Source organism: Nannocystis pusilla (assembly GCF_026626665.1).
Lineage (GTDB): Bacteria > Myxococcota_A > Polyangia > Nannocystales > Nannocystaceae > Nannocystis > Nannocystis pusilla.
Genome location: NZ_JAPNKE010000002.1, coordinates 1,828,417 through 1,851,496 on the forward strand (window position 1 = coordinate 1,828,417; position 23,080 = coordinate 1,851,496).

General features: G+C 71.3%; 14 protein-coding genes and 2 pseudogenes. 9 read left to right on the plus strand and 7 right to left on the minus strand.

From position 1 onward, the window contains the following. Positions 1-188: 188 nt before the first annotated feature. Positions 189-620 (plus strand): hypothetical protein, encoded by a 432-nt coding sequence (locus OV079_RS08110; protein ID WP_267767218.1) that lies wholly within the window; start codon positions 189-191, stop codon positions 618-620. A gap of 386 nt (positions 621-1,006) precedes the next feature. Here OV079_RS08110 and OV079_RS08115 read toward each other — a convergent pair whose 3' ends face one another. From OV079_RS08115 to ftsY, 3 genes and pseudogenes are all read right to left on the minus strand, one after another. Continuing rightward, complete coding sequence (locus OV079_RS08115; protein ID WP_267767219.1) at positions 1,007-1,987, minus strand: outer membrane beta-barrel domain-containing protein; 981 nt, start codon at positions 1,985-1,987, stop codon at positions 1,007-1,009. Between the two features lie 12 nt (positions 1,988-1,999). Further along, the gene (locus OV079_RS08120; RefSeq protein ID WP_267767220.1) at positions 2,000-2,998 is read right to left on the minus strand and encodes an outer membrane beta-barrel domain-containing protein; all 999 of its coding nucleotides are present in this window, start codon (positions 2,996-2,998) and stop codon (positions 2,000-2,002) included. 488 nt (positions 2,999-3,486) lie between these two features. Beyond that, positions 3,487-4,661: pseudogene (gene ftsY / locus OV079_RS08125) on the minus strand (signal recognition particle-docking protein FtsY). A 233-nt stretch (positions 4,662-4,894) separates the two neighbouring features. On the opposite strand from ftsY, the gene smc reads away from it, so the two are divergent. The 4 genes from smc to OV079_RS08145 all read left to right on the plus strand — a co-directional run bounded on the left by smc (position 4,895) and on the right by OV079_RS08145 (position 13,586). Continuing rightward, positions 4,895-8,527: a chromosome segregation protein SMC gene (smc, locus tag OV079_RS08130; protein WP_267767222.1), complete on the plus strand. Its 3,633-nt coding sequence runs from the start codon at positions 4,895-4,897 to the stop codon at positions 8,525-8,527. A gap of 157 nt (positions 8,528-8,684) precedes the next feature. Continuing rightward, a complete protein-coding gene (locus OV079_RS08135; RefSeq protein WP_267767224.1) occupies positions 8,685-9,476 on the plus strand; it encodes an SDR family oxidoreductase in 792 nt (263 codons plus the stop codon). 66 nt (positions 9,477-9,542) lie between these two features. Beyond that, the gene (locus OV079_RS08140) at positions 9,543-11,636 is read left to right on the plus strand and encodes a monovalent cation:proton antiporter family protein (protein WP_267767226.1); all 2,094 of its coding nucleotides are present in this window, start codon (positions 9,543-9,545) and stop codon (positions 11,634-11,636) included. Between the two features lie 372 nt (positions 11,637-12,008). After that, the gene (locus OV079_RS08145; RefSeq protein WP_267767227.1) at positions 12,009-13,586 is read left to right on the plus strand and encodes a hypothetical protein; all 1,578 of its coding nucleotides are present in this window, start codon (positions 12,009-12,011) and stop codon (positions 13,584-13,586) included. Between the two features lie 62 nt (positions 13,587-13,648). On the opposite strand, the gene OV079_RS08150 is transcribed toward OV079_RS08145, so the two are convergent. Then, positions 13,649-14,140, minus strand: coding sequence for an alpha/beta fold hydrolase (locus tag OV079_RS08150; protein ID WP_267767228.1), 492 nt, complete (start codon positions 14,138-14,140; stop codon positions 13,649-13,651). 48 nt (positions 14,141-14,188) lie between these two features. Here OV079_RS08150 and aat point away from each other — a divergent pair. From aat to OV079_RS08170, 4 genes and pseudogenes are all read left to right on the plus strand, one after another. After that, positions 14,189-14,869, plus strand: a pseudogene (gene aat / locus OV079_RS57450) (leucyl/phenylalanyl-tRNA--protein transferase); the annotation flags it as partial. Positions 14,870-15,858: 989 nt separating this feature from the next. Beyond that, the gene (locus OV079_RS55655) at positions 15,859-19,068 is read left to right on the plus strand and encodes an amidohydrolase family protein (protein ID WP_338088878.1); all 3,210 of its coding nucleotides are present in this window, start codon (positions 15,859-15,861) and stop codon (positions 19,066-19,068) included. 146 nt (positions 19,069-19,214) lie between these two features. Further along, positions 19,215-20,300 carry an AAA family ATPase gene (locus OV079_RS08165; protein WP_267767230.1) on the plus strand — a complete coding sequence of 362 codons (1,086 nt, stop codon included), beginning with the start codon at positions 19,215-19,217 and terminating at the stop codon, positions 20,298-20,300. Then, positions 20,297-20,944, plus strand: coding sequence for a hypothetical protein (locus OV079_RS08170; protein WP_267767232.1), 648 nt, complete (start codon positions 20,297-20,299; stop codon positions 20,942-20,944). The genes OV079_RS08165 and OV079_RS08170 overlap by 4 nt, the downstream gene beginning before the upstream one ends. A gap of 61 nt (positions 20,945-21,005) precedes the next feature. On the opposite strand, the gene OV079_RS08175 is transcribed toward OV079_RS08170, so the two are convergent. The 3 genes from OV079_RS08175 to OV079_RS08185 all read right to left on the minus strand — a co-directional run bounded on the left by OV079_RS08175 (position 21,006) and on the right by OV079_RS08185 (position 23,080). Next, on the minus strand, positions 21,006-21,353 hold the full coding sequence (locus OV079_RS08175; RefSeq protein WP_267767239.1) for a hypothetical protein: 348 nt from the start codon (positions 21,351-21,353) through the stop codon (positions 21,006-21,008). A gap of 38 nt (positions 21,354-21,391) precedes the next feature. Continuing rightward, the gene (locus tag OV079_RS08180; RefSeq protein WP_267767241.1) at positions 21,392-21,928 is read right to left on the minus strand and encodes an HAD family hydrolase; all 537 of its coding nucleotides are present in this window, start codon (positions 21,926-21,928) and stop codon (positions 21,392-21,394) included. Positions 21,929-22,072: 144 nt separating this feature from the next. Then, positions 22,073-23,080: a DUF294 nucleotidyltransferase-like domain-containing protein gene (locus OV079_RS08185; protein WP_267767243.1), complete on the minus strand. Its 1,008-nt coding sequence runs from the start codon at positions 23,078-23,080 to the stop codon at positions 22,073-22,075.

A 23,080-nucleotide genomic window follows, 5' to 3' on the forward strand; every position in this document is an offset into this window, starting at 1 on the left:
TGGAGGCCGGCCGGGCCTGCCAACCGGGTTGGCGATTGGCCCCGCCACAGCCATCGGGGTTGCGCAGCCAGTTGGTTTTGTCCAGCGATCTCGAACTTGGCGGGTTGGTGTAAGTTTTGCACAATGAGTCTGTGGTCGCAGACCCGCGGCGCTCGCCGTGCGTCGCAGCCGCTCGGAGCCCACGACTCATGATCTTCCGCGCCATCCTCGTCGCCGCCCTCGTCGTCCTGAGCGCCTGCAACACGCACCTGCCGACGCGCACCGACCGGCCGTTCACCGGGCAGTTCGGAATCTCGGTGCCGGTGCCTCCGCCGAGCCTCAAGGCGGCGCCGGTGCAGTACGTCGACGTGCGGGGCAACCTCGAGGTCGAGGCGCCCACGGCTGACACGCGAGTGTTCCTGTACGACCGCTCCGGAGCCCGCGGCTACTTCGTGTACGCCGACCAGTTCGGCGACTTCGAGCTGAGCGCGGTCAAGCTGGATCTCACCGACAACTGCCTCGAAGTGTGGTTCGAAGAGCCCGGTCCCGATGGCCCCGTGAGCGAGCACCGCTTCTATGTCGCCGACATCGACGAGGACGATACGTCGGTGGTGACGATGGAGCAGGCCGACGAGTGCTGAGAAGGCGGGAGTCGTCCCCCTCGGCGAACCAGCGGTCGTGGAGGCGGCTGGTCGAAGGGACAGGTCGATGAGCCGCACGGTGACGGGCTGGCGTTCGGGGCGAGCTGACTCAAGGGACAGCGACTGGTCGGGCCGTCCCGGCGCCCATGAATCACAAGGCTGTCGCCTGGTCGGAGGGACAGGTGAGCGCGCGTCCGATGCATCGAGGCTCCAGCCGAGTACGAAGCCTGCTCGGTGCCGACGGCGCCGCGAGAGCGCGAAGGCCCGTCCGCGGTGCTGAGCGCCCACGGCCCCCTGGAGGTGGGCGAGGGGGATGGCCCGAAAAGCACGAAGGCCCGTCAGCGGGGCTGACGGGCCTTGCGAGCGACGGCTCGACCGGGAGCGGCTTACTTCGCGGTGACCGGCTTGCCGCCGACCTTGAGCTGCGAGCGCTTGGCCTTGGGCGGGAAGTAGAACGTGACGCCGAGCGAGAACATCACGTTGTGGTTCCAGTTGGCGTCCTGCTTGTCGACCTTCGGCGGCACGTCCGTGGTGGTCGCGTTGAGGCCGGCCGCGTTGTTGTAGGTCATGATGTCGTGGACATCGAGGTTGAGCGAGGCGAACTCGGCGAGGAAGATGTTCACGCCGCCGCCGAAGCTCGGACCGACCTTGATGCCCGTGTCGGCCTTGACCGGGTGCAGGTAACACTCGCGGTTCGGGTCGGAGTTGGGCGTGGGGCGGCAGTAGTTGGCGGCGTCGGCCGGGTTGTTGGGCAGGCCCAGCAACTCGGTGGTCGACTGCTGGTTCGGGTAGTGGCGCCCGAAGTTCGCCAGGCCGAGGCCGGCGAAAAGGTACATGTCGTACTCGGTGAAGATGCCCGAGAACAGGCCCAGCTTGCCGCTGAAGGGCTTGAACACGACGTCGAAGCTGGCCAGCCAGTTGTTGCGCGTGAGGCCCGACTGGAAGTCGTGGAGCAGCGGCGCGGGGCTGTTGAAGTCGGCGAGCAGGCGCTGCGGCGCGGCCGACATGTTCTCCGCGGTGTTCGGATCGACGCCGCGCGGGAGGCCGCCGGCCTCGTCGTTGAGCGCCTTGAGCAGCTTGGAGTCGCGGTTGATCACGCCGTAGGCGAACTTGGCCTGGATGCCGATCCAGTCGGTGAAGTCGAAGTGGAGCTTGCCGCCGACGTAGCCCTTGTGGACGAAGGTCTGCGAGAGGCTCATGCCGACGAACGGCGTGATGCCGAAGCGAAGCTTGCGCAGCTCGAGCTTGCGGACGACGACCGGCTTGCCCTCGAGCGGGCTCTTCCGCTTGGCGTGCGCGGTGTCGGGAAGCAACGTGACGGCGACCAGGGATGCCGCCAGAACAGTGAGCGATCGAATCCGGTGCATGTCGAGGTGCTCTTAGCGGCGGGTGGTGTACTGGAAGGTGGTGGGGAAGTAGAAGCTGAGCCCCAGGAAGAAGACCACGTTGAAGGCGAGCTTCTTGACCGCGGCGTCCTTCGCTGCGTCGGCAGAGTCGAGGCTGTCGAGCTGGTTCGGGCCCGGGCCGCGCTCCGGCGGCTCGAGCTTGTCCTGGTAGATCCAGGTGCGGACGCCGAAGTTCACCGAGATCCAGTCGACGCGCGGGCCGTAGAAGCGGGCGCCGATGGCGAAGTTGCCCTGGCCGGTGAGGTGCCGGAACGGCTCGTGGATCGCCTCGTAACGCGGAATCACCTGGGTCTGGATCGCGCCGCCGCCGACCTGGACGTACGACTCCCAGTGCATCAGGGCGCGGTTGAACACCGCGATCTTGCCGTAGAACGGGTTGTACAGGAAGTTGACGCTGGCCTGCCAGAGCGTCTTGTTCGCGGTCAACAGCACGCTCTCCTGGAAGCGGATGTTGGTGTACCGCGAGGTCTTGTTGCCGAAGAAGGCCGTGCCCGTGATACCGACCGCCATGCGGTTGGTGATCCAGTAGTTGAGCTCGGCGCCGACGGTGTAGTGGCGGACGAAGGGATCGTTGACCGTGATGCCGATCTGCGGCTGCAGCTCGAAGCGCTTCTTCTTGAGGAAGCGCTGGCGCTGCACGACGGTGATGAACGCCTTGTCCTGCTTCAGCTGGTCGGCTTCCGAGGTCGCGCTGACCTTGCCGGCCTCGCCCGTGACGGGCGCCTTCTTCTTCTCGTCGCCGAACAGGTCGGTCGAGACTCCGGCTTCACCACCAGCCTTCGCGTCGCCCGCGGGCTTGGCCGGCGCCTCGCCCTCGGCCTCGTCGAGGACGATGGTGTCGTCGTCGGCCGGCGCCGCAGGTGCGGGCGCAGCAGGGGGGGCGGGTGCCGCGACGGCCGCGGCGGCGGTTCCAGGAGCAGTGAAGGCCCAGGCTGCCAGGAGAACAGCCGAGCCGGTCAAAGAACGTCGCATGCTCACCTCAAGGTCGACTGGCACGTGGGTATCTCGGAGGTCAGGCCCAGGGGCCTGTGGAGAGGCCCTGCAGGGCCGGGGGAGGCAGGTATTCAAGTGGCCGGAAGGGCCGGGAAGCGCGTCGGCCCGGAGGCCGTGGGAAGCAGAATCGCAGAGCTGGGGTAGAAAATCATCAGGCCCAGAGGGCACCCGACAACCGAAGCCATAGACACCGGTTTAGGGGTGTCGGACGGTATCACAGCCAACCACTAGGTCACAACAGGACAAGCGCTGTTTGAGTGCGGGCGCTGTTTGGAGCAAAGGCACGCAGGGCGGTGCGTAGGCCCCAGGGCCGCAAATTCGCAGGTGAGGCCCCGACACGCGCCCGCCGGCCGCCCCGCGAAGTTGTGCAAGACGATCTCCGGGCCGTGGGTTCGGCCACCCTCATGACCAGGTGACTTCTACGACGCGCAAAATCAAACACGGCGCATGGTCGTAGAAAGTGCCACTCACGCCTTGGCGTCGTTCAGGTCGCCGAACATGGCCTCGACGAAGGCGTCGGGGTCGAACGGGCGCAGGTCGTCGACCTTCTCGCCGATGCCGATGAAGCGGACCGGAACGCGAGCTCGTCGCACACGCCGAGGACCACGCCGCCCTTGGCCGTGCCGTCGAGCTTGGTCAGGACGAGGCCGGTGAAGTCCATCGTCTCCTTGAACAGGACCGCCTGCGCCAGCGCGTTCTGGCCGATGGTGGCGTCGAGCACGAGGAAGGTGTCGTGCGGGCCGCGGACCTCCGCCTCGCCGACGCCGCGGGCGCGGGCGAGCGCCTTGGCGCACGAGCGGCGGATCTTCTGCAACTCGTCCATCAGCTCCTTTTTGGTGTGGAGCCGGCCCGCGGTGTCGCAGAGGACGACGTCGAAGCCCTCGCGGGCGCCGCGGTAGATGCCGTCGTGGATCACGCTCGAGGGATCGGCGCCTTCCTTGCCGAGGTGGATCTCGCAGCCGACGCGGCGGGCCCAGATCTCGAGCTGCTCGCCAGCGGCGGCGCGGAAGGTGTCGCCCGCGACCAGCAGCACGCGGCGCCCGGCCGCCTTGTGGAAGGCGGCCAGCTTGCCCAGGGTGGTGGTCTTGCCGACGCCGTTGACGCCGATCATCAGCAGCACGTAGGGCGGCGGGTTCGGGCTGTAGTCGAGCGGGGCGGCGGGGACGGTCAGGATCTGCCGCGCGGCGGTGCGGATGACCGCCCACACCTTGTCGGCGTCGGCGACGTCGCTCTTGTCGAGCAGGTCGGTGACCTGGTCGAGGAGCTTCTGCGCCGCCTTGGCGCCGATGTCGGCGGTGAAGAGGACGGTCTCGACCTCGTCGCGGAGCTCGGCGCTGACGCGGGGACGGCCGCTGAACAGGCGCGCGAGCTTGGCGACGAAGCCGCCGCGGGTGCGCGCGAGGCCGGCGACGTAGCGCTCCTGTTCGGCGGCGCGGGCGAGCTCCTCCGGCGTGAGCGGGCGGACCGGGACCTCGGCGCGGCGTCCGGCACCGGACGCGAGGGCCCGGTCGGACGGCGCTTCGGTCAGCGAGGGCGGCGTCTTCCCGGGCGGGAGGGCGCGGCGACGCGCGTAGACGACGCCGCCGGTGACGACGAGCGCGCCGAGGATGGCGAGGAGCAGGTAGATCTCGGTCGAGGTCATCGGCGACGGCCACTGCAGCGGTAGCACAGCCGGCGCCGATCCTGAAGGGTTCGGGCGCAGGGATGCGAGATCTGCGAGATCTCGGGGGCGCGGGCCGCGGGCGCCGGCGGGTCGGGGGCGGCCCGCGTCACCGCCCGGGATCGCTTCTCCGGGAGATCGTCACGGCGGGCTTTTCCGGGGCGGCGGGTGGTGCTATCTCGCGGACGCCAGCGTTTTTTTGCGCGCGCCGTTCGATGCGAATCAAGAAGATCGAGGTCAACGGGTTCAAGTCCTTCGCCGACCGCGAGGTCATCCACGTCGACGACCACGTGACGGCGATCCTCGGGCCCAACGGCTGCGGCAAGTCGAACGTCGTCGACGCGATGCGCTGGTGCCTCGGCGAGCAGCGGGCCAAGCACCTGCGCGGTCAGGGCATGGCCGACGTGATCTTCGCCGGTTGCTCGACGCGCGGCCCGGGCAACGCGGCCGAGGTGACGCTGACCTTCCAGAACAACGGGCAGGTCCCGGCCGCCTACCTCAACTTCGCCGAGATCGCGGTCACGCGCCGGCTGTTCCGCGACGGCACCAGCGAGTACCTCATCAACAAGGTGCCGTGCCGCCTGCGCGACATCCAGGAGCTGATGGCCGGCACCGGCGCGGGCACGCGCGGCTACTCGATCATCGAGCAGGGCCAGGTCGGCCGGATCGTCAGCTCGAAGGCCGAGGAGCGGCGCTACATCATCGACGAGGCCGCCGGCATCACCCGCTTCAAGGCGCAGAAGCAGGCCGCGGAGAAGAAGATCGAGCAGACGCAGCAGAACCTGCTGCGCGTGTCCGACGTGCTGTCGGAGCTCGAGGCGCGGGTCGGCAACCTGCGTCGGCAGGCGCAGAAGGCCGAGCGCTACAAGCGCTACCGCGCCGAGCTGCGCGACCTCGACCTGTGGATCGCCAGCCACCGCTTCCTCGAGCTCGAGGCGACGCGCCGCGTGCTCGAGGTCCGGCGCGGCGAGCTCGGGGTGCAGGTCGACGACATGCGCGCGAACCTGGCGGCCGCCGACGCGCGCGGCGAGGCCCAGCGGACCGAGCTGCTGCAGCGCGAGCAGGAGCTGCGCGCGGCCCAGACCACGGTGTTCGACCTCGACAACCGCATCAAGCTGGCCGAGAGCGAGGGCCAGTTCCGCCGGCGCGAGCAAGAGGGGGCGCGCACGGCGGTCACGCAGGCGCGCGCCGAGGCCGCCGCGGCCGAGCGCTCGCTGACGGCGCTGCGCGGCGAGCTCGAGCAGGTCACGACCCAGCTCGCGGAGCTGCGCGACGGCGCCGACGAGGGCCACGCCGAGGTCGCGGCACGCCTACAAGAAGAGCACGACGGCCTGGCGGCGCGGCTGCGCGGCGAGGTGTCCGAGTTCGAGCGCGCGCGCTCGCAGCTGAACCGCCTGCAGCAGCGCGAGGCGACCGCGTCGGCCCAGTTGCAGGCGCGCGCCGAGGGCCTGTCCGACCTCGAGCAGCGGATCGCGGCCCTGACCCAGGAGACGGAGCTGCTGGGGATCCAGCTCGAGCGCGACCGCGCCGACCTCGAGGTGGCGGAGTCCGCCCGCGAGGTGGCGGTCGAGCGGGTCGCGGCGCTGCAGGAGCGTCGCGCGTTCGGTGATCGCGAGAAGCAGGCGCTCAAGGGCCAGATCAAGTCGGCCGAGCAGTCCCACGACGCCGCCCGCGCGCAGATGCAGCGGGTGCAGTCGCGGGTGCAGTCGCTCGAGGAGATCCAGAAGCGCTACCGCGGCTGCGCCAGCGGCGTGCAGACGGTGATCCAGAACCGCGACCTCATCGGCGCCGAGGCCGGCGGCGCGATCCTCGGCATCCTCGCCGACCACCTGGCCGCGCCCGCCAAGTTCGAGCCGGCGCTGTCGGCGGTGCTCGGCGACCGCCTGCAGGGCGTGGTGGTCGACGGCGTGCGCGCCAGCGCGGCCGCGGTCTCGCTGCTCAAGGCCAAGCAGGAGGGCCGCACCTCGTTCCTGCCGCGCGAGTGCCGGCCGCGCCGCTCGGAGCATGGCGCTGAGGGCATGTCCGAAGATGCAGGTGTTTACGGCCCTGGCCTCGAGGACATGCTCCAGCGGACAGGCGTCGTCGGCCGCCTGGTGGACGCGATCGAGGTGCCCGCCGAGCTGCGGCCGCTGGCGCGCGCGCTGCTCGGCGACACCGTGGTGGTCGAGGACCTGCCGCAGGCGCTCGAGCTGTGGCAGGCCGGGGCGACCGCGCCGCTCGTGACCCTGGCCGGCGACCGCGTCGAGCCCTCGGGGGTGGTGATCGGCGGCTCGGCGCAGGGGCTCGACTCGGCGCTGCTGCAGCAGAAGCGGGAGATCCGCGAGCTGCACGAGCAGGTGACCACGCGCGAGGCCGAGGTCTCGGTGGCGTACGAGCAGGTCCAGGTGCTGGTCGAGCGCCAGAGCCAGATCGAGGCCGAGCGCGAGATGAGCGAGGCGGAGCTGCTCGAGTCGGAGAGGGTCCGGCTGTCGCGCGTGCAGGAGGTCAGCCGGCTGCAGCGGGAGATCCAGCAGCTCGGCCAGCGCGTGGAGCAGCTGACGCGCGAGCGGAACAAGCTGCAGGCGTCGCTCGGCGGCCGCGAGGAGGAGCGGGCGCGCCTGACGGAGGAGCTCGGGCAGGTGCGCGAGGAGCTGCCGGGGCTGCAGCAGACGATCGTCGACGCCGAGGCGCGCATCGAGATGCTGCGCGAGCAGCAGGCGCAGGTCGCGGAGATGCTGACCGAGGCGAAGGTGGCGCTGGCGCGCTTCCAGCAGCAGCTCGGGGCGCTGACCGCGGCCGAGGCCCGCCTGTCGCGTCAGGTCGCGGCCGAGGACGAGCGCCTGCAGCGGCTCGGACAGGCGCAGGTCGAGGGCGAGGCCAAGATCGCGGCGCTCGAGGAGGCGCTGCAGGCGGCCGAGGCCGAGCGCGAGCAGCAGCTCGAGGCTCACCGCACCGCGACCGCGACGCTGCAGGCGGCGCGCGAGGCCCACGACGCGGTCCGCATGGCCACCGACGAGCTCGACCTGTCGGTCCGCAAGCTGCGCAACGGCCTCGACGAGCAGCGAGAGCGCCTGGCCGAGGTCGAGAGCGTGCTCAAGGAGCAGCGCATGGAGGCGCAGCACCTGAGCGCCGACATCCGCGAGCGCTTCGACGCCGAGCTCGAGCTGTCGCTGTGCGACTTCCACGACCGCCCGCTGGCCGGGCCCGACTCCTCGGCGCGCCAGCAGGAGCTCAAGCGCGTGCTGGCGCGCATGGGCGAGGTCAACCTGACGGCGATCGAGGAGTACGAGGAGGTCTCGAGCCGCTGCGAGTACCTGTCGACGCAGAAGCGCGACCTCGAGTCGGCGATCGCCCAGCTGCAGGAGGCGATCGACAAGATCAACAAGACCACGCGCGAGCGCTTCCTCGAGACGTTCAAGGAGATCAACGAGCGCTTCCAGACGGTGTTCCCGCGGCTGTTCAACGGCGGCCAGGCCCTGCTCAAGCTGACCGACGCCAGCGACCTGCTCGGCACCGGCGTCGAGATCCAGGCCCAGCCGCCCGGCAAGCAGGTCCGCAACCTCGAGCTGCTGTCCGGCGGCGAGAAGGCGCTCACCGCGGTCAGCCTGATCTTCGCCATCTTCCTCATCAAGCCGAGCCCGTTCTGCCTCCTCGACGAGGTCGACGCGCCGCTCGACGAGGCCAACGTCGGCCGCTTCGGCGCGATGGTCCAGGAGATGGCGCAGAACACCCAGTTCATCATCATCACCCACAACAAGCGGACGATGGAGATCGCCGACCGCCTGTACGGGGTGACGATGGAGACCCGCGGCGTGTCCAAGCTCGTCAGCGTCAACATCAAGCGCGCGGTCGAGATGGCGGTGGCCTGAGGCCGGAGCGGGTGGCCGCGAGGGCATGTCCTTCGGGGCATGTCGAAGAGGGCATGTCCGAGTGGGCATGTTCGATGGGGCATCCGCAGGCGGCGATGTGGTCCGGCTCACGGCGGCGGCGGTGCCGCGGCGGGCGGAAACCGGGCATCGTGGCGGCATGAGCATCTTTCGCGCGGACGCGCTGCAGGGACTGGTCGCCCTCGTCACCGGCGGGGGCTCGGGGATCGGGGCGTCGATCGCGGTGACGCTGGCGGAGCACGGGGCCCGCGTGGCGGTGTGCGGGCGGACGCAGGCCAAGCTCGACGCGACGGCGGAGGCGATCGCGGCGGTCGGCGGCGAGGCGCTGGCGGTGACGGCCGACGTGCGCCGGCCGGAGCAGGTCGAGGCGGTGATGCAGGCGATCGAGGCCCGCTGGGGCCGGCTCGACGTGCTGGTCAACTCGGCGGCCGGCAACTTCCTGTGCCCGGCCGCGAGCCTGTCGCCCAACGGCTTCGGCACCGTGGTCGACATCGACCTCAAGGGCACGTTCAACGCCTGCAAGGCGGCGCTGCCGCTGCTGTCGCGCGCGGGCGGGTCGATCCTCAACATCTCGGCGACGCTGCACTACGGCGGCACGCCGCTGCAGGTCCACGCGGCCAGCGCGAAGGCGGGCATCGACGCGCTCACGCGCACGCTGGCGGTCGAGTGGGGAGCGGCGGGGATCCGCGTCAACGTGATCGCGCCCGGGCCGATCGACAACACCGAGGGGATCACCCGCCTCTTGCCGCCCGAGCTGCGCGCCAAGGCCGAGCGGGCGATCCCGCTGCGGCGCTTCGGCCAGCCGCGCGAGATCGCCGAGGCCGCGGTGTTCCTGGCCTCGCCCGCGAGCGCCTACACGACCGGCGCGACGCTGGTGATCGACGGCGGCAGCTGGCTCACCGGGATGGGCCTGATGACGCTCGGCGAGTAGCGGGCGCGGACGAGCCGCGATCGGACACGCAGCGCCCCGCGGTTTTGCGTTACCTTGTCCGCTCGCATGAGCGCGAGCGCGAGCGCGGCTCACTACGTGCAAGAGGTCGGCGCGATCCTGGGGACCGCGGCGGTGACCAGCTTGCTGTCGCAGCGGCTGCACCAGCCGCCGGTGCTCGGCTACCTGCTCGCGGGCATGATCCTCGGCCCGCACGTGCCGGGCATCATCATCGGCGGCGAGAGCAGCGTGCAGCTGGCCCACTCGCTGTCCGAGTTCGGGGTCATCCTGCTGATGTTCACCATCGGCATCGAGTTCAGCCTGCGCAAGATCGTGAAGATCGGGCTGCCGGCGGCGCTGACGGCGGTGATCGAGGTCGGGCTGATGATCTCGCTCGGCTACATGGTCGGGCGCCTGTTCGGCTGGGACTCGACGGCGAGCCTGTTCGTCGGCGCGTGCCTCGGCATCTCGTCGACGATGCTGGTGGCCAAGGCGTTCGAGGAGCAGCGCCTGCGCGGCGGCTTCGTCGAGGTCGTGTTCGCGGTGCTGGTGTTCGAGGACATGATCGCCATCCTGCTGCTGGCGATCCTCACCGGCCTGGCCTCGGGGACAGGTCTGTCGCCGGTCGACTTCGCGCTCACGGTCGGCAAGCTGCTGGCGTTCCTGCTGGCGATGCTGGCGGCGGGCCTCCTGGTGGTGCCGCGCTTCATCCGCGGGGTGGTGCGGATCGGTCGCGCCGAGACGACGCTGATCGCCGGCATCGCGGTGTGCTTCGGCATGGCGGCGTTCGCGTCGGCCTCGGGCTACTCGGTCGCGCTCGGGGCGTTCCTCGCCGGCATGCTGGTGTCGGAGTCGGGCGAGGGGCCGAAGGTCGAGCACGTGATCCAGCCGCTGCGCGACCTGTTCGCCGCGGTGTTCTTCATCTCGATCGGGATGACCGTCGACCCGGTGCTGGTGGCCCAGCACTGGCTGCCGGTGCTCGTGCTGACGGCGGTGGTGCTGGCCGGCAAGGTGTTCGGGGTGTCGCTCGGCTCGTTCCTGGCCGGCAACGGGCTGCGCCGCTCGGTCCGCGCCGGGATGAGCCTGGCCCAGATCGGCGAGTTCTCGTTCATCATCGCCGGCCTCGGGCTGCAGACCGGCGCGATCCCGGAGTACATCCTGCCGATCATGGTGGCGGTCGCGATCCTCACTTCGCTGACCACGCCGGTGATGGTCCGCCGCTCCGAGCGCGGGGCCGAGGCGGTCGATCGCTGGCTGCCCGATCGCCTGCAGACGTTCGTGACGTTCTACGACGGGTGGATCGAGCAGCTGCGCTCGGCGCCCCGCAGCGCGGCGGTCGGCCGGCGCGTCCGCGGGCCGCTGGTGATGCTGCTCGTCGACGCGACGCTGTTGGTGGCGCTGCTGGCCGGGTCGAGCCTGGTCCACTGGCAGGCGGTCGAGGCGATGTTCCAGGCGACGCACCTGTCGCCGACGGTGATCGAGATCCTGTACGTCGGCGCGACGCTGGCGCTCGCGGGCGTGCTGTTCGTCGGCGTGCTGCGCCGCGCTGCGGCCCTGGCCCGCGCGCTGGCTGCGGTGGTGCTGCCGACCCGCGAAGACGGCAAGCTCGACCTCGGCTCGGCGCCGCGGCGCGCGTTCACGGTGGCGATCGAGCTGGCGCTGTCGCTGGTGATCGGCCTGCCGCTGGTGGCGGTGCTGCAGCCGTTCCTGCCGCTGAGCTCGGGCTTCGCCGTGTTCGCGCTGTTGGTGGCGGCGCTCGGCTACAACGTGTGGCGCAGCATCGGCAACCTCGACGGCCACGTGCGCGCAGGCACCGAGCTGATCGTCGAGGTGCTGGCCCGCCAGGGTCAGGGCGGCGCCAGCGGTCCGGCCGCGCATCAATCGCTGGTCGAGGTGGCGCCGATGCTGCCGGGCTTCCCGGACATGACGCCGGTGACGCTGAGCGCGACGAGCCCGGCGATCGGGCAGACGCTCGCGGAGCTCAATCTGCGCGCGCGCACCGGGGCGTCGGTGCTGTCGATCAACCGCGCGTCGGCGGGCGTGGTGCTGCCCGAGGCCCACGAGCGGCTGCAGGCGGGCGACACGCTGACGCTGGCCGGCGGCCACGAGGCGATCGAACGCGCCAGCGCGCTGCTGCAGCGGGGGATCGTCCTCGGCGAGTGAGAGCGGTCGTCGCGAAAGCGGCGACGAGGTTGCGATCGGAGATGCGCGAGTGATCGGCGTGCGGTGGTGAGGCGTCGGCGCGGACGCGGCGACGAGGTCGCGGCGAGCAGCGATGTGCCAGTGATTCGCGTGCGTGGTGAGGCGTCGGGGCCCAGAGGCGTCGACGAGGTGGTGACCGCGAGGGTTCTCCTCATGGGCTCGCTGGCGTCAACGGCGGACGGCGCGCCTGCACGAGCCGCGGCCTGAAGGGCTCGCGAGGTTCGTCGCTCGAGCGTCGCAGGGCCGTCGCTCCGCGGGAGTCGTTGCCGGCGAGGGAGTTGTGGGCCCTAACTCCGGGGTCGAGCCGGCTCGCGGCGCGACGAGGAGCCCGACATGGACGAGGTCCGACCTCCGCACATCGAGACCCGCGAGGACGCGCGCGACCCCGACGTCCCGGAAGCCGAAGGGCGCGCGAAGGGCTTCGTGTTCGCCGCGGCGGTGGTCGCGGCGGTGGTGCTCGGCGCGCTCGGCAGCCAGGTGGCCGACGGGCTCGTCGTGCTCGGGGCGGTGCCGTTCGCGTTCGTGCTGTTCGTGCTGGTCCTCCTCGGCGTGGCGCTGTTCCACGGCCACACGCTGCAGGTGGCGCTCGGCGGGGCGCTCGTGATCACGGTCTACACGGCGGTGTTCGCCCCTGGGTTCGCGTGGCCGGCCGAGCAGGCGCACCCGGGGCTGTGGGGCCACCTGCTCCACGAGGGCGAGCACACGCTGCTGAACCTCGGCGGGCTGCTCCTCGGCTTCTCGCTGCTGGCCAAGTTCTTCGAGCACTCGGGCGTGCCCGACAACCTGTCGCGGCTCCTGCCGCGGCGCCCGATCCTCGGCGCCTTCACGCTGCTGGCGCTGGTGTGGGTCATCTCGTCGTTCCTCGACAACATCGCGGCGGCGATGATCGGCGGGGTGATGGCTCGCTCGGCGTTCCGCGAGCGGGTGACGGTCGGCTACGTGGCGGCGCTGGTGGCCGCGAGCAACGCGGGCGGGGCGTGGAGCGTGCTCGGCGACACGACGACGACGATGATGTGGCTCGACGGGGTGTCGCCGCTGGCGGTGCTGCGGGCGATCGTCGCCAGCGCGGTGGCGCTCCTGATCTGCGGGGTGTTCGGGGCGGTGCAGCAGTCGCGCGTGCAGGCGATCGCGCCGGCGACCGGCGAGACGAAGCCGATCGATCGGGTGCAGGTGATGATCGTGGTGCTGATCCTGGCGGGCGCGATCGGGGCGAACTTTTTGTTCACGGGGCCGTGGGCGGGCTTCTTCGCCGGCGGCCCGTGGTACGGGGTGTGGGCGGCGATCCTCATCGGAGCGCTGCTGCGGCGGCCGGCCTGGGACGAGCTGCCCGGCGCGGCCAAGGGGGCGCTGTTCCTGCTGTCGCTGGTGTGGTGCGCGTCGCTGATGCCGGTGCGCGCGCTCCCCGGCGTCGTGGTCGACGGCGCTCGGGCTCGGCTTCGTGTCCGCGGTGTTCGACAACATCCCGCTGACCAAGCTGGCGCTCGAGCAGAGCGGCTACGACTGGGGACTGGTGGCGTTCAGCGTCGGGTTCGGCGGGTCGATGATCTGGTTCGGCTCGTCGGCTGGGGTCGCCATCTCGAAGGACTTTCCGGAGGCGCGGCACACGTTGCGCTACCTGAAGGAGGGCTGGCCGGTGGTCCTGGCGTACGTGGTGGCGTTCTTCACCATGCTGCTGGCGCTGCAGTGGTCGCCCCAGGCGAAGCGCGACGAGGCGGCTCCCGGGGTGCCGGCGGCGCAAGCGAGGGAGTAGAGGCCGGGCGGGCGTATCGCGGCGAGCGAGCGGCTGCAGCGACTGCGCGGGCCAGGCGGGACGAGCTTCTCGACACCTGCAGGACCTGTCCACGCCGGCAAGGCGCGCAGCTGGACGCCGCGAGGGCGCCTCGGCAGGCGCAGGGCCGCGTCGCGCCATGAGACATGTTTATAAAGACATGTGCGAAAGGACATGCCTGTTGTGGCATGTCCTTTCGGTCACGTCATTCGCGCGCGAACTCGACGGCGGCGGCGACGATCCGGTCGAGCGAGCGGGCGAGGACGTGGGCGTCGTCGACGACCTCGAGGCGGACGGCCGGATAGGCGGCGGCCCAGGCCTCGATCGCGGCGACGGGGATGAGCTCGTCGTGGCGGCCGTGAATGACGTGCGTCGGGCACGGCGGCGCGAGCTCGAGGACGTCGGCGGGGGGCTCGCTCAGGATGAGGGCCGGGGCGGCGAGGACGAGGCCGCGGACGCGTCCGCCGGCGCGGTGGTGGAGGATCGCGCCGCACAGGGCGGTGATTCCGCCGTAGCTCGAGCCGACGAGGACGCAGCCGTCGTGGGCGGCGAGCTCGGGCACGAGGGCGGCGACCCGCGCTGCGAGGTTCATGCCGGTGAAGTCGGGCGCCACGAGGTCGAGCCCGGCGGCGCGCAGCGCCTGGGCCTTGCGCCCCTGGGGGCTGCCCTCGAGGCCGTGGCAGAAGACGACCTTCATGGCACGACAGGATACGCGGCGAGCCGGCCGCCGTGGTAGGCCATGGCCATGCCGGTGTTCGCGCTGACGGACGAGCTGGTGTTCCCCGATCCGAGCCAGGCGGAGCCGGACGGGCTGCTCGCGCTCGGCGGCGATCTGCGTCCGGAGCGGCTGCTGCTGGCCTACGCGCACGGGATCTTCCCGTGGAACAGCGAGGACGAGCCGCTGCTGTGGTGGTCGCCGGCGCCGCGGGCGGTGCTGGTGCCGGGCGAGATCGCGGTGCCTCGCTCGCTGGCGAAGGCGATCCGCCGCCGGCCGTACCGGATCTCGCTCGACCTGTCCTTCGAGGCAGTCATCGCGGCGTGCGCCGAGACGCCGCGCCCGGGCCAGGACCGCACGTGGATCACGCCGGGGATCCGCGCGGCGTTTACGGACCTGCACCGCCGCGGCCTGGCGCACAGCGTCGAGGCGTGGGACGGCGACCGCCTGGTCGGCGGGCTGTACGGGCTGGCGCTGGGGTCGGTGTTCTGCGGCGAGAGCATGTTCGCGCGGGCCGACGACGCGTCGAAGATCGCGTTCGTGGCGCTGGCCGAGCAGCTGAAGCGGTGGGAGTTCTCGCTGATCGACTGCCAGGTCGAGACGGCCCACCTGCACCGCTTCGGGGCGACGCCGATCGAGCGCGCGGAGTTCATGCGCCGGCTGGCGGCCGCGGTGGGGCAGCCGTGGCGGGTCGGGGTGTGGGCGCTCGACGAAGACCTGGCAGGTCGCGCCGACGGCGGGCCTCCGCCGCGCAAGGCGCCGCCGCCGGTGATGTGGCGGATGGCCCGAGAGACAGGCGAAGAAAAGGGCAAGCGCGTCGAGGAGGGACGCGGCGTCGGCGTCGGCGGCGAGACGCGAGCCGGGGCGGGGAGGCTCCGGCTGCGCGCGAGCCCGTGGTCGGGATGGCCCGAGAGACAGGTGAGGGGGCGCGGAGGGCTGCGGCTGGCGAGATGGCGCGAGGGACAGGTGGTGGCCCGATCGGCGAACTTGGGGCCGGGCGAAGCGAGCCGTCCGGTCCGCGCGGGATGGCGCTCGTCGAAGAGGTCGGGCGAGCCGAGTCGGCGGGCGCGGTTGCGATGGCGCAAGAGACAGGTGAGTCGCAGGACGCGGAGCAGGCCGGGCGAGGTGAGGCGGCGGGCGCGAGTGAGATGGCGCGAGTGACTGGTGAGGCTCAGGATGCTGCACGAGTGACGAGCGCGGTGGTGCGAAAGACAGGTGGCGGTTCGAGCGCTGAGCAGGGGGCCGAGCAGGCCGAGGTCGCGGACGCCGGTGAGAGGTCGCGGGGCTCAAACGTGAGGCGGGACGGCGAGGCGGCGCGGGAGACCGGGCCTCGGGGCGAGTCGCTGGCGGAGCTGTCGCAAGAGACAGGTGCCGCCGGCGAGCGCCGCGGCGGCGAGTGAGGCGGGCGGCGGCTCGCGCGGCGTGAGTCACCGGGTGCGGTCACGCAGCGGCCGGCTGCGTCGGGCGTGACGGGCGAGGGGGGCGAGGGGTATCATCCGCGCCTCTCGCATGCCCCGCTCGCGCGTCGTTCGGCTCCTCACAACGGCTCTCTCCCGCCCTCGCGGCCTCCGTCGCAGCCACCGGCTGCACCTCGCACGGCGGCTCCCACGCCGCCGCCGGCGCATCAGCCGGGGGCACCGCCGCCGCCGCCGACGACAGGCAAGGTCGTCGACGGCAAGGAGGAGGCGCCGAAGTGGGACGTGAACGATCCGCCGGGCGAGGAGGCCGAGGTCGCGATCGACGTCACCGAGGGCACGTGGATGAGCCTCGACGTCAGCCCCGACGGGACCGAGATCGTGTTCGACCTGCTCGGTGACCTGTACGCGCTGCCGATCGCGGGCGGCGAGGCGCGGGCGCTGACGTCGGGCCTGGCGTGGGACATGCAGCCGCGCTACAGCCCCGACGGCAAGTGGATCGCGTTCACCAGCGATCGCGGCGGCGGCGACAACGTGTGGGTCATCCCGCGCGGCGGCGGCGAGGCGCGGCAGGTGACGAAGGAGGACTTCCGGCTGGTGAACTCGCCGGTCTGGTCGCCCGACGGCAACTTCATCGCGGTGCGCAAGCACTTCACCAAGCACCGCAGCCTCGGCTCCGGCGAGATCTGGCTGTACCACGTGTCGGGCGGCAAGGGCCTGGCGATGACCGAGAAGCCCAACGACCAGAAGGACGTGAACGAGCCGGCGTTCTCGCCCGACGGCAAGTACGTGTACTTCAGCCAGGACACCACGCCGGGCTCGTACTTCGAGTACAACAAGGACCCGTACGCCGGCATCTACACGATCCGCCGGCTCGAGCGGGCCACCGGGCGCATCGAGGACCTGGTCGGAGGGACAGGTGGCGCGGCCCGCCCGACGCCGTCGCACGACGGCAAGTCGCTGGCGTTCATCCGCCGCGTCGGGGCGACGCCGCAGCACGCGGGCTCGACCGCGCTGTACGTGCGCGACGTGAAGAGCGGGCAGGAGCGGCTGGTGGTCCGCGGGCTCGAGCGCGACAACCAGGAGACGTGGGCGATCCACGGGGTCTACCCGGCGATCGCGTTCACGCCCGACGACCGCGCGATCGTGTACTGGAGCGCGGGCAAGCTGCACCGCGTCGACGTCGCCAGCGGCAAGGTCAGCGACATCGCCTTCCACGTGAAGTCGACGCGCAAGATCCAGCCGGCGATCCGCTACCCGGTCAAGGTGGCGCCGCCGGAGTTCGCGGTGAAGATGCTGCGCTGGCCGACGGTCAGCCCGGACGGCAAGTCGGTGGTCTACCAGGCGCTGGGCAAGCTGTACGTGAGGACATTGCCGAACGGACAGCCCAAGCGGCTGACGACCCAGGACGAGCACGTCGAGCTCTATCCGAGCTTCACGCGCGACGGCAAGTCGATCGTCTACGCGACGTGGGACGACCAGGGCTTCGGCAGCGTCCGCGTGATGCCGGCCAAGGGCGGCAAGAGCCGGGTGCTGACGACCGAGCCGGGGCACTACGTCGAGCCGGCGGTGTCGCCCGACGGGCAGACGGTGGTCTACCGCAAGGTCGCGGGCGGGTGGACGCGCTCGCCGGCGTGGTCGGCCGAGCTGGGGCTGTACGCGGTGCCGGTGCGCGGGGGGACGCCGCAGCGGATCGTCCGCGAGGGCGAGCAGCCGCACTTCGGGGCGGCCAGCGACCGGGTGTTCTACGCGCTCGAGAAGGACGACAAGGTCCAGCTGTGGAGCGTGGCGCTCGACGGCAGCGAGCCGTATCACCACGCCAGCAGCGAGCTGGCGACCGCGTTCAAGGTGTCGCCCGACGGCCAGTGGGTGGCCTGGCAGGAGGGCTTCCAGGCCCACGTGGCGCCGTTCCCGGCGACCGGGCGGGCGATCGAGCTCGCGCCCAAGATGGACGCGGTGCCGTCGTACAAGGTGTCGAAGGACGCGGGCAACGAGCTGCACTGGTCGGGCGACAGCAAGCGCCTGCACTGGTCGCTGGGGCCGCAGCTTTACACGCGCGCGCTCGACGAGGTGTTCGCGTTCGTGCGCGAAGATGCTTCACGGCCCTCCGGGCCTGAAGCGGGCAAGCTGCCCGAGGGGCCGCTGCCCGACGCGCCGGGGCTCGAGATCGGGTTCACGCAGGCGACGGCGCGGCCGAAGGGCGTGGTGGCGCTGGTCGGGGCCAAGGCGATCACGATGAAGGGCGAGGAGGTGATCGAGCGGGCGACGATCGTGATCCAGGACGACCGGATCCAGGCGATCGGTCCCGAAGGACAGGTGGCGATCCCGGCCGGCGCGCGCACGATCGACCTCAAGGGGGCGACGGTGATCCCGGGGCTCGTCGACGTGCACGCGCACGGGTCGGCCGGCGAGCAGGGCATCGTGCCGGAGCAGAACTGGCACCACCTGTCGGCGCTGGCGTTCGGGGTGACGACGCTGCACGACCCGAGCAACGACACCGCGACGATCTTCGCCGCCAGCGAGCTGCAGAAGGCGGGCCTGGTGGCGGCGCCGCGGCTGTTCTCGACCGGCACGATCCTCTACGGGGCGCTGGCGCCGTTCAAGGCGCAGATCGACTCGCTCGACGACGCCCGCTCGCACCTGCGGCGGATGAAGGCGGTCGGGGCGTTCTCGGTCAAGAGCTACAACCAGCCGCGTCGCGAGCAGCGGCAGCAAGTGCTGGCGGCGGCGCGCGAGCTCGAGATGATGGTGGTGCCGGAGGGCGGGGCGCTCTACCACCACAACATGACGATGGTGGCCGACGGCCACACGGGGGTCGAACACGCGGTGCCGGTGGCGACGCTGTACGCCGACGCGCTGCAGCTGTGGGGCGGCACGAAGGTCGGCTACACGCCGACGCTCGGGGTGGCCTACGGCGGGCTCGGCGGCGAGAACTACTGGTACGCGACGACCGACGTGTGGAAGAACGCGGCGCTGACCCGCTTCGTGCCGCAGCACGCGTTCGCCGGCACGGCCTACCGCCGGGTGACGGCGTCGGAGGGCGACTGGAACCACTTCCGCGCGGCGCAGACGGCCAAGAAGCTGCTCGACGCCGGGGTCGGGGTGAACCTCGGCGCGCACGGCCAGCGCGAGGGCCTGGCGGCCCACTGGGAGCTGTGGATGCTGGCCCAGGGCGGGATGACGCCGCACGAGGCTCTGCGCGCGGGCACCCTGAACGGCGCGCGCTACCTCGGCCTCGACGCCGACATCGGCTCGATCGAGCCGGGCAAGCTGGCCGACCTTGCAGTGCTGGCCAAGGACCCGCTGGCGGAGATCCGCAACACCGACTCGGTGACGCACGTGATCGTCGGCGGCCGGGTGTTCGAGACGGGGACGATGCGCGAGCTCGGCGGGCTCGGCTACGTGCCGCAGCCGCTCTACTGGCTGGCGGCGGAGGGCCAGGCGAGCACGGCGGCGCCGCCGAAGCACGCGCGCTGCGACCACGGCGAGCCGTGAGCGGGGCTGGCCGCGAGGACATGTTCAAGCGGTCAGCCAATGCCTGGCGTTGATCGCGCATTTCGAGGCAGGGCAGCCGGACGGTCGCCTCTGCTGCTCCGGAGCGCGTGACGGACCTGCGGCCCTGGAGTACATTCCCCGGCAGAATGCAGTCACCCGCGTGGTTCATCCGCTCCGTTTCGGTGCAGAAGTTCGGGTGTCTCAAGGACGTGAAGGCGGTGTTGACGCCGTTGCACGCGTTCATCGGCCCGAACGACAGCGGGAAGAGCACGCTTCTCAGGGCGCTGCGGACGGGGTTGCGGCTGCTTCAGTCTCCATTCGTACGCACGCCCGCTGGCCTTCAACCGTTCGATCCCGGACCGCTCGCTCCTGGCTCGGCGATGCACCTCTCGTTCGCGTACGGCCAAGCGTCGGTTTCCTGCAACCTGTCGATCGTCGACGAAATCCACCTGGCCGAGTCGGGCGGGACGACGTTAGGACCCCCCGAGAAGCGACCGTGGATCTCCGAGTCGTCCTCGAATCCGGGCTCGAAACTGTCGTGGCCGCCCCAAGCCTTGCCGTTGCTCGACGCGGGCGCGCGACTCGTGCATTTCAACCCGAGTTCGCTGCGCGAGCCGAGCGAGCTCATCCCCGAGGGCGGTGGGCGCGAACTCGTCGACGAATACGGGCGCGGGCTTCCGGCCATTTACGATGCGATCCTCAATCGCGGCGACGACGCGTTCTTGCGGATCGTCGAGGGCGTGCGTCGGTTGTTCCCGACGATCAAGGCCGTGCGGCTGAAAGTTATCTCGAAGAGCACCAAGGCGATCGAGGTGGAGCTCGTCTCCGGCGAGCGGGTGCCCGCGGCGTTCCTCAGCGAGGGCCTCCTCTTCTATCTCGCGTTCGCGGCCCTGCAGCACCTCGATCCGGTGGCTCTGCTCCTGGTCGAAGAGCCGGAGAACGGGCTGCATCCGGCGCGTATCGCTGATGTGATGCGGATCTTGCGGGAGATTTCGGCCACCACGCAGGTGGTGCTCACGACGCACAGCCCGCTGGTGATCAACGAGATGCAGGGCGACGAAGTCAGCGTCGTTACGCGCGATGGGGTCAAGGGGACCATGGTGCGCCGCCTGGAGGACACGCCCAACTTCGCCGAGCGCTCCAAGATCTACGCGCTCGGCGAGCTGTGGCTGAGCTACGCCAATGGCGACGACGAGGGCCCGCTGCTGAACGCGGCGCAGGTCGCGACATGATGCGCATCGTGCTCGGCGGTGAAGGACCGAACGAGCTCGGGGGCTGGTGCGATCAGCCACCGTATCGCCGAACGCCGCCAGACATGGGCGTGCTCGAGGCGCTCCTGCGACGCGTTCGACCCGACGGCTGGATCGTCGTCGATGCGGTGGTTTGGAGCTCGATCCGTAAGTTTCGCGCGGGTGGACACGCGGACGCCGAGGAGCGCAACGTGCTCGGGTTGGCGTTGCGCGCGCGAGAGCGAGGCGCGGACGTGGTGGTGTTCACGCGCGATTGCGACGGCGACGGGCCGCAACACCGCCGGCGCCGGGACTCGATCGAACGAGGGATCGCTCGAGCGAACGACGAGTTTCCGCAGGGACCGCTGGTCGTCGGAGGTCTAGCTGTCCGGATGATCGAGGCCTGGATCCTCGCTCTCGGCGGCGAGCGACGATCGGAAGAGATGGGCCGGGACGGGCTCGAGACCGGCTTTCGCCGTCTCAAGCTCCCGCTGAAGAGCACGCCCGCGCTGGTCGAACATCCAAGCTGCGGAGTTAGCCGACATCCCTCAGGATGCGGTGTCATTGAGGAATTGGCTGAGACGAGCGACCGAGGTCCTCAGCTCTGCTTGAGGAGCCAAAGGTCGCGGTCGGAAGCCGAGTCGTGATCCGCCAAGGACATGTCCTTACGGGTATGCGGGGATGTCCTTCAGGACATGACCTGAGCGGCTAGTCCCACTCGCACACGCGGTGCTTGCACTTCTGGCCGGGGGCGCACTCGGCGGCGGTGCTGCAGGCGTAGAAGCAGCGGTTGTGCTCGCACAGCAGGCCGGGGGGGCACTCGGCGTCGGCGTCGCACTCGAAGGTGCACATGCCGCCGTCGCACTCCTTCTTGTCGCAGCAGTGGCCGGAGCTGCACTCGTCGTCGTCGTCGCAGAAGGCACCGACGCCGCCGGGGCAGTTGGGGTCGTAGCGGCAGTCGCCTCCGGGCGGGCCCGGGGGACCGCAGGTGACGCTCAGAAAGGCGCCGATGGAGAGGCCGAGGAGGTTGCGCAGCCAGCCGGGCGATCGGTGCATGGGGGGAGGATCGACGGGGGCGGGGGTGTCGTCAACCGTCATGGGTGCGGCCCCGGGGCCCCAGCGAGGGCGGCGACGAGCCGGGCCTCCAGATCGGCGCCCGGGAGGGCCCACACGCCGGTGAGACCGGCCGCCCGCGCGGCCACCACGTTGTCGAGCTGATCGTCGACGACGACGACGGCCGGCGCGAGGCCGCGGAGGTGCGACCAGAACCGGGAGTCGGGCTTGGCGACCCCGAGCTCGCCGCTGCAGAGCCAGTGGTCGACGAGGCCCGCCGGGCCGAGCTGCTCGCGGACGAGGGCCAGCCAGGCGCGGGCGAAGTTGGTGGCGAGGGCGATCCGGTGGCCCCGCGCGCGCAGGCGCGAGACGAGCGCGAGCCGATCTGTCCGCAAGCGCAGGCAGGCGCGATAGGCGGCGGCGGCGTCGGCGTCCCAGAACTCGTGCTCGTCGATGGCGCCGACCCGCAGTCGATGCCAGCGCTCGCGGTCGGGGGCGCCGTCGATCTCCCGCCACGAGGGCTCGGCGAGCACGCCGATCAGGTCGAAGGCGACGAGCGGCAGGTCGGGCGAGGTCATCGGCGCGGGCATGAGCGAGCGGTGGGTTTTACATGTCCTTCAGGACATGTGCTTCGAGACCTGTACTTCAGAGCATGCGGTGGCGGACGAGGTGGTCGGGGAGCGCGGCGCGAGGTGCAGGACATGGACTTCGAGACCTGTCCTTCAGAGCAGGCCGTAACGGACGAGGTGGTCGGGGGAGCGCTGCCACAGGTGGCCGACGACGGCGGTGGCGGCCTCGTCGAAGCGCTCGGCGCCGGCGCGCAGGCGGCGGAACACCGGCGAGGCCTCGCGGACGTCGTAGGCGAGGACGTCGAGGGCGCGGCGGGTGTCGGGCTCGGCGAGGGCGGCGAGGAAGGCGTCGTAGGCGGTGACGAGGCCGGCGCACAGGTGGAGGCCGCCGAGCGGGCGCAGGGCGTCGGCGACGCGCAGGAGCGGCGGGCGCGGCAGCTGCTCGGCGAGCCAGCCGTCGCGGGCCTCGTCGGGGAGCAGGGCGGCGCGGCAGAACACCGCGAGGTTGGCGAGGTGCCACAGCTTGCGCGAGTGGCGGAGCTTGAAGTAGCGGACGGCCCAGTGCTTGCCGGCGTTCTCGACCTTGAAGCGGTAGTCGACGCAGATCGTGCGGTAGTAGCGGTGGAGGTCGTTGCTAAGCGAGGTGAGGTAGCGGCCGCGGGTGATCGCGCCGGCCGTGTAGGCGCCGAACACCTGCTCGACGATGGCGGCGGCGTCGGCGGCGTTGGCCAGCCAGGCGCCCTCGGTGAGCAGGAGGGCGCGGTAGGTGAGGTGATCGTTGGTGTCGTCGCGGCCGCCGATGTCGCCGAGCAGATCGTCGAGGGCGACGGCGCTGTGGAAGGTCTTGTCGGCGACGTCGAGGCCGCGCGCGCGCAGGGCCGCCGCGACGGCCTCGCGCGCGCCGTGAGCGTCGGCCGGGTCGAGGGCGCCGCGGCGGTAGACGACGGCGAGGTCGAGGTCGCTGAGCGCGCTCGACTCGTGCCGGCCGAGCGAGCCGAGCGCGAAGGCGGCGCAGCCGGGCGGGACGGCGCCGGCGAGGGCGCGCCGCAGCTCGGCGAGGCGGGCGTGCGAGCCGGCCGCGGCGGCGAGCACGTGGACCGCGTCGGCGGCGGTGAGCCCGAGCTCGGCCAACAGCGGCGCGTAGTCGACCGGGCCGCGCAC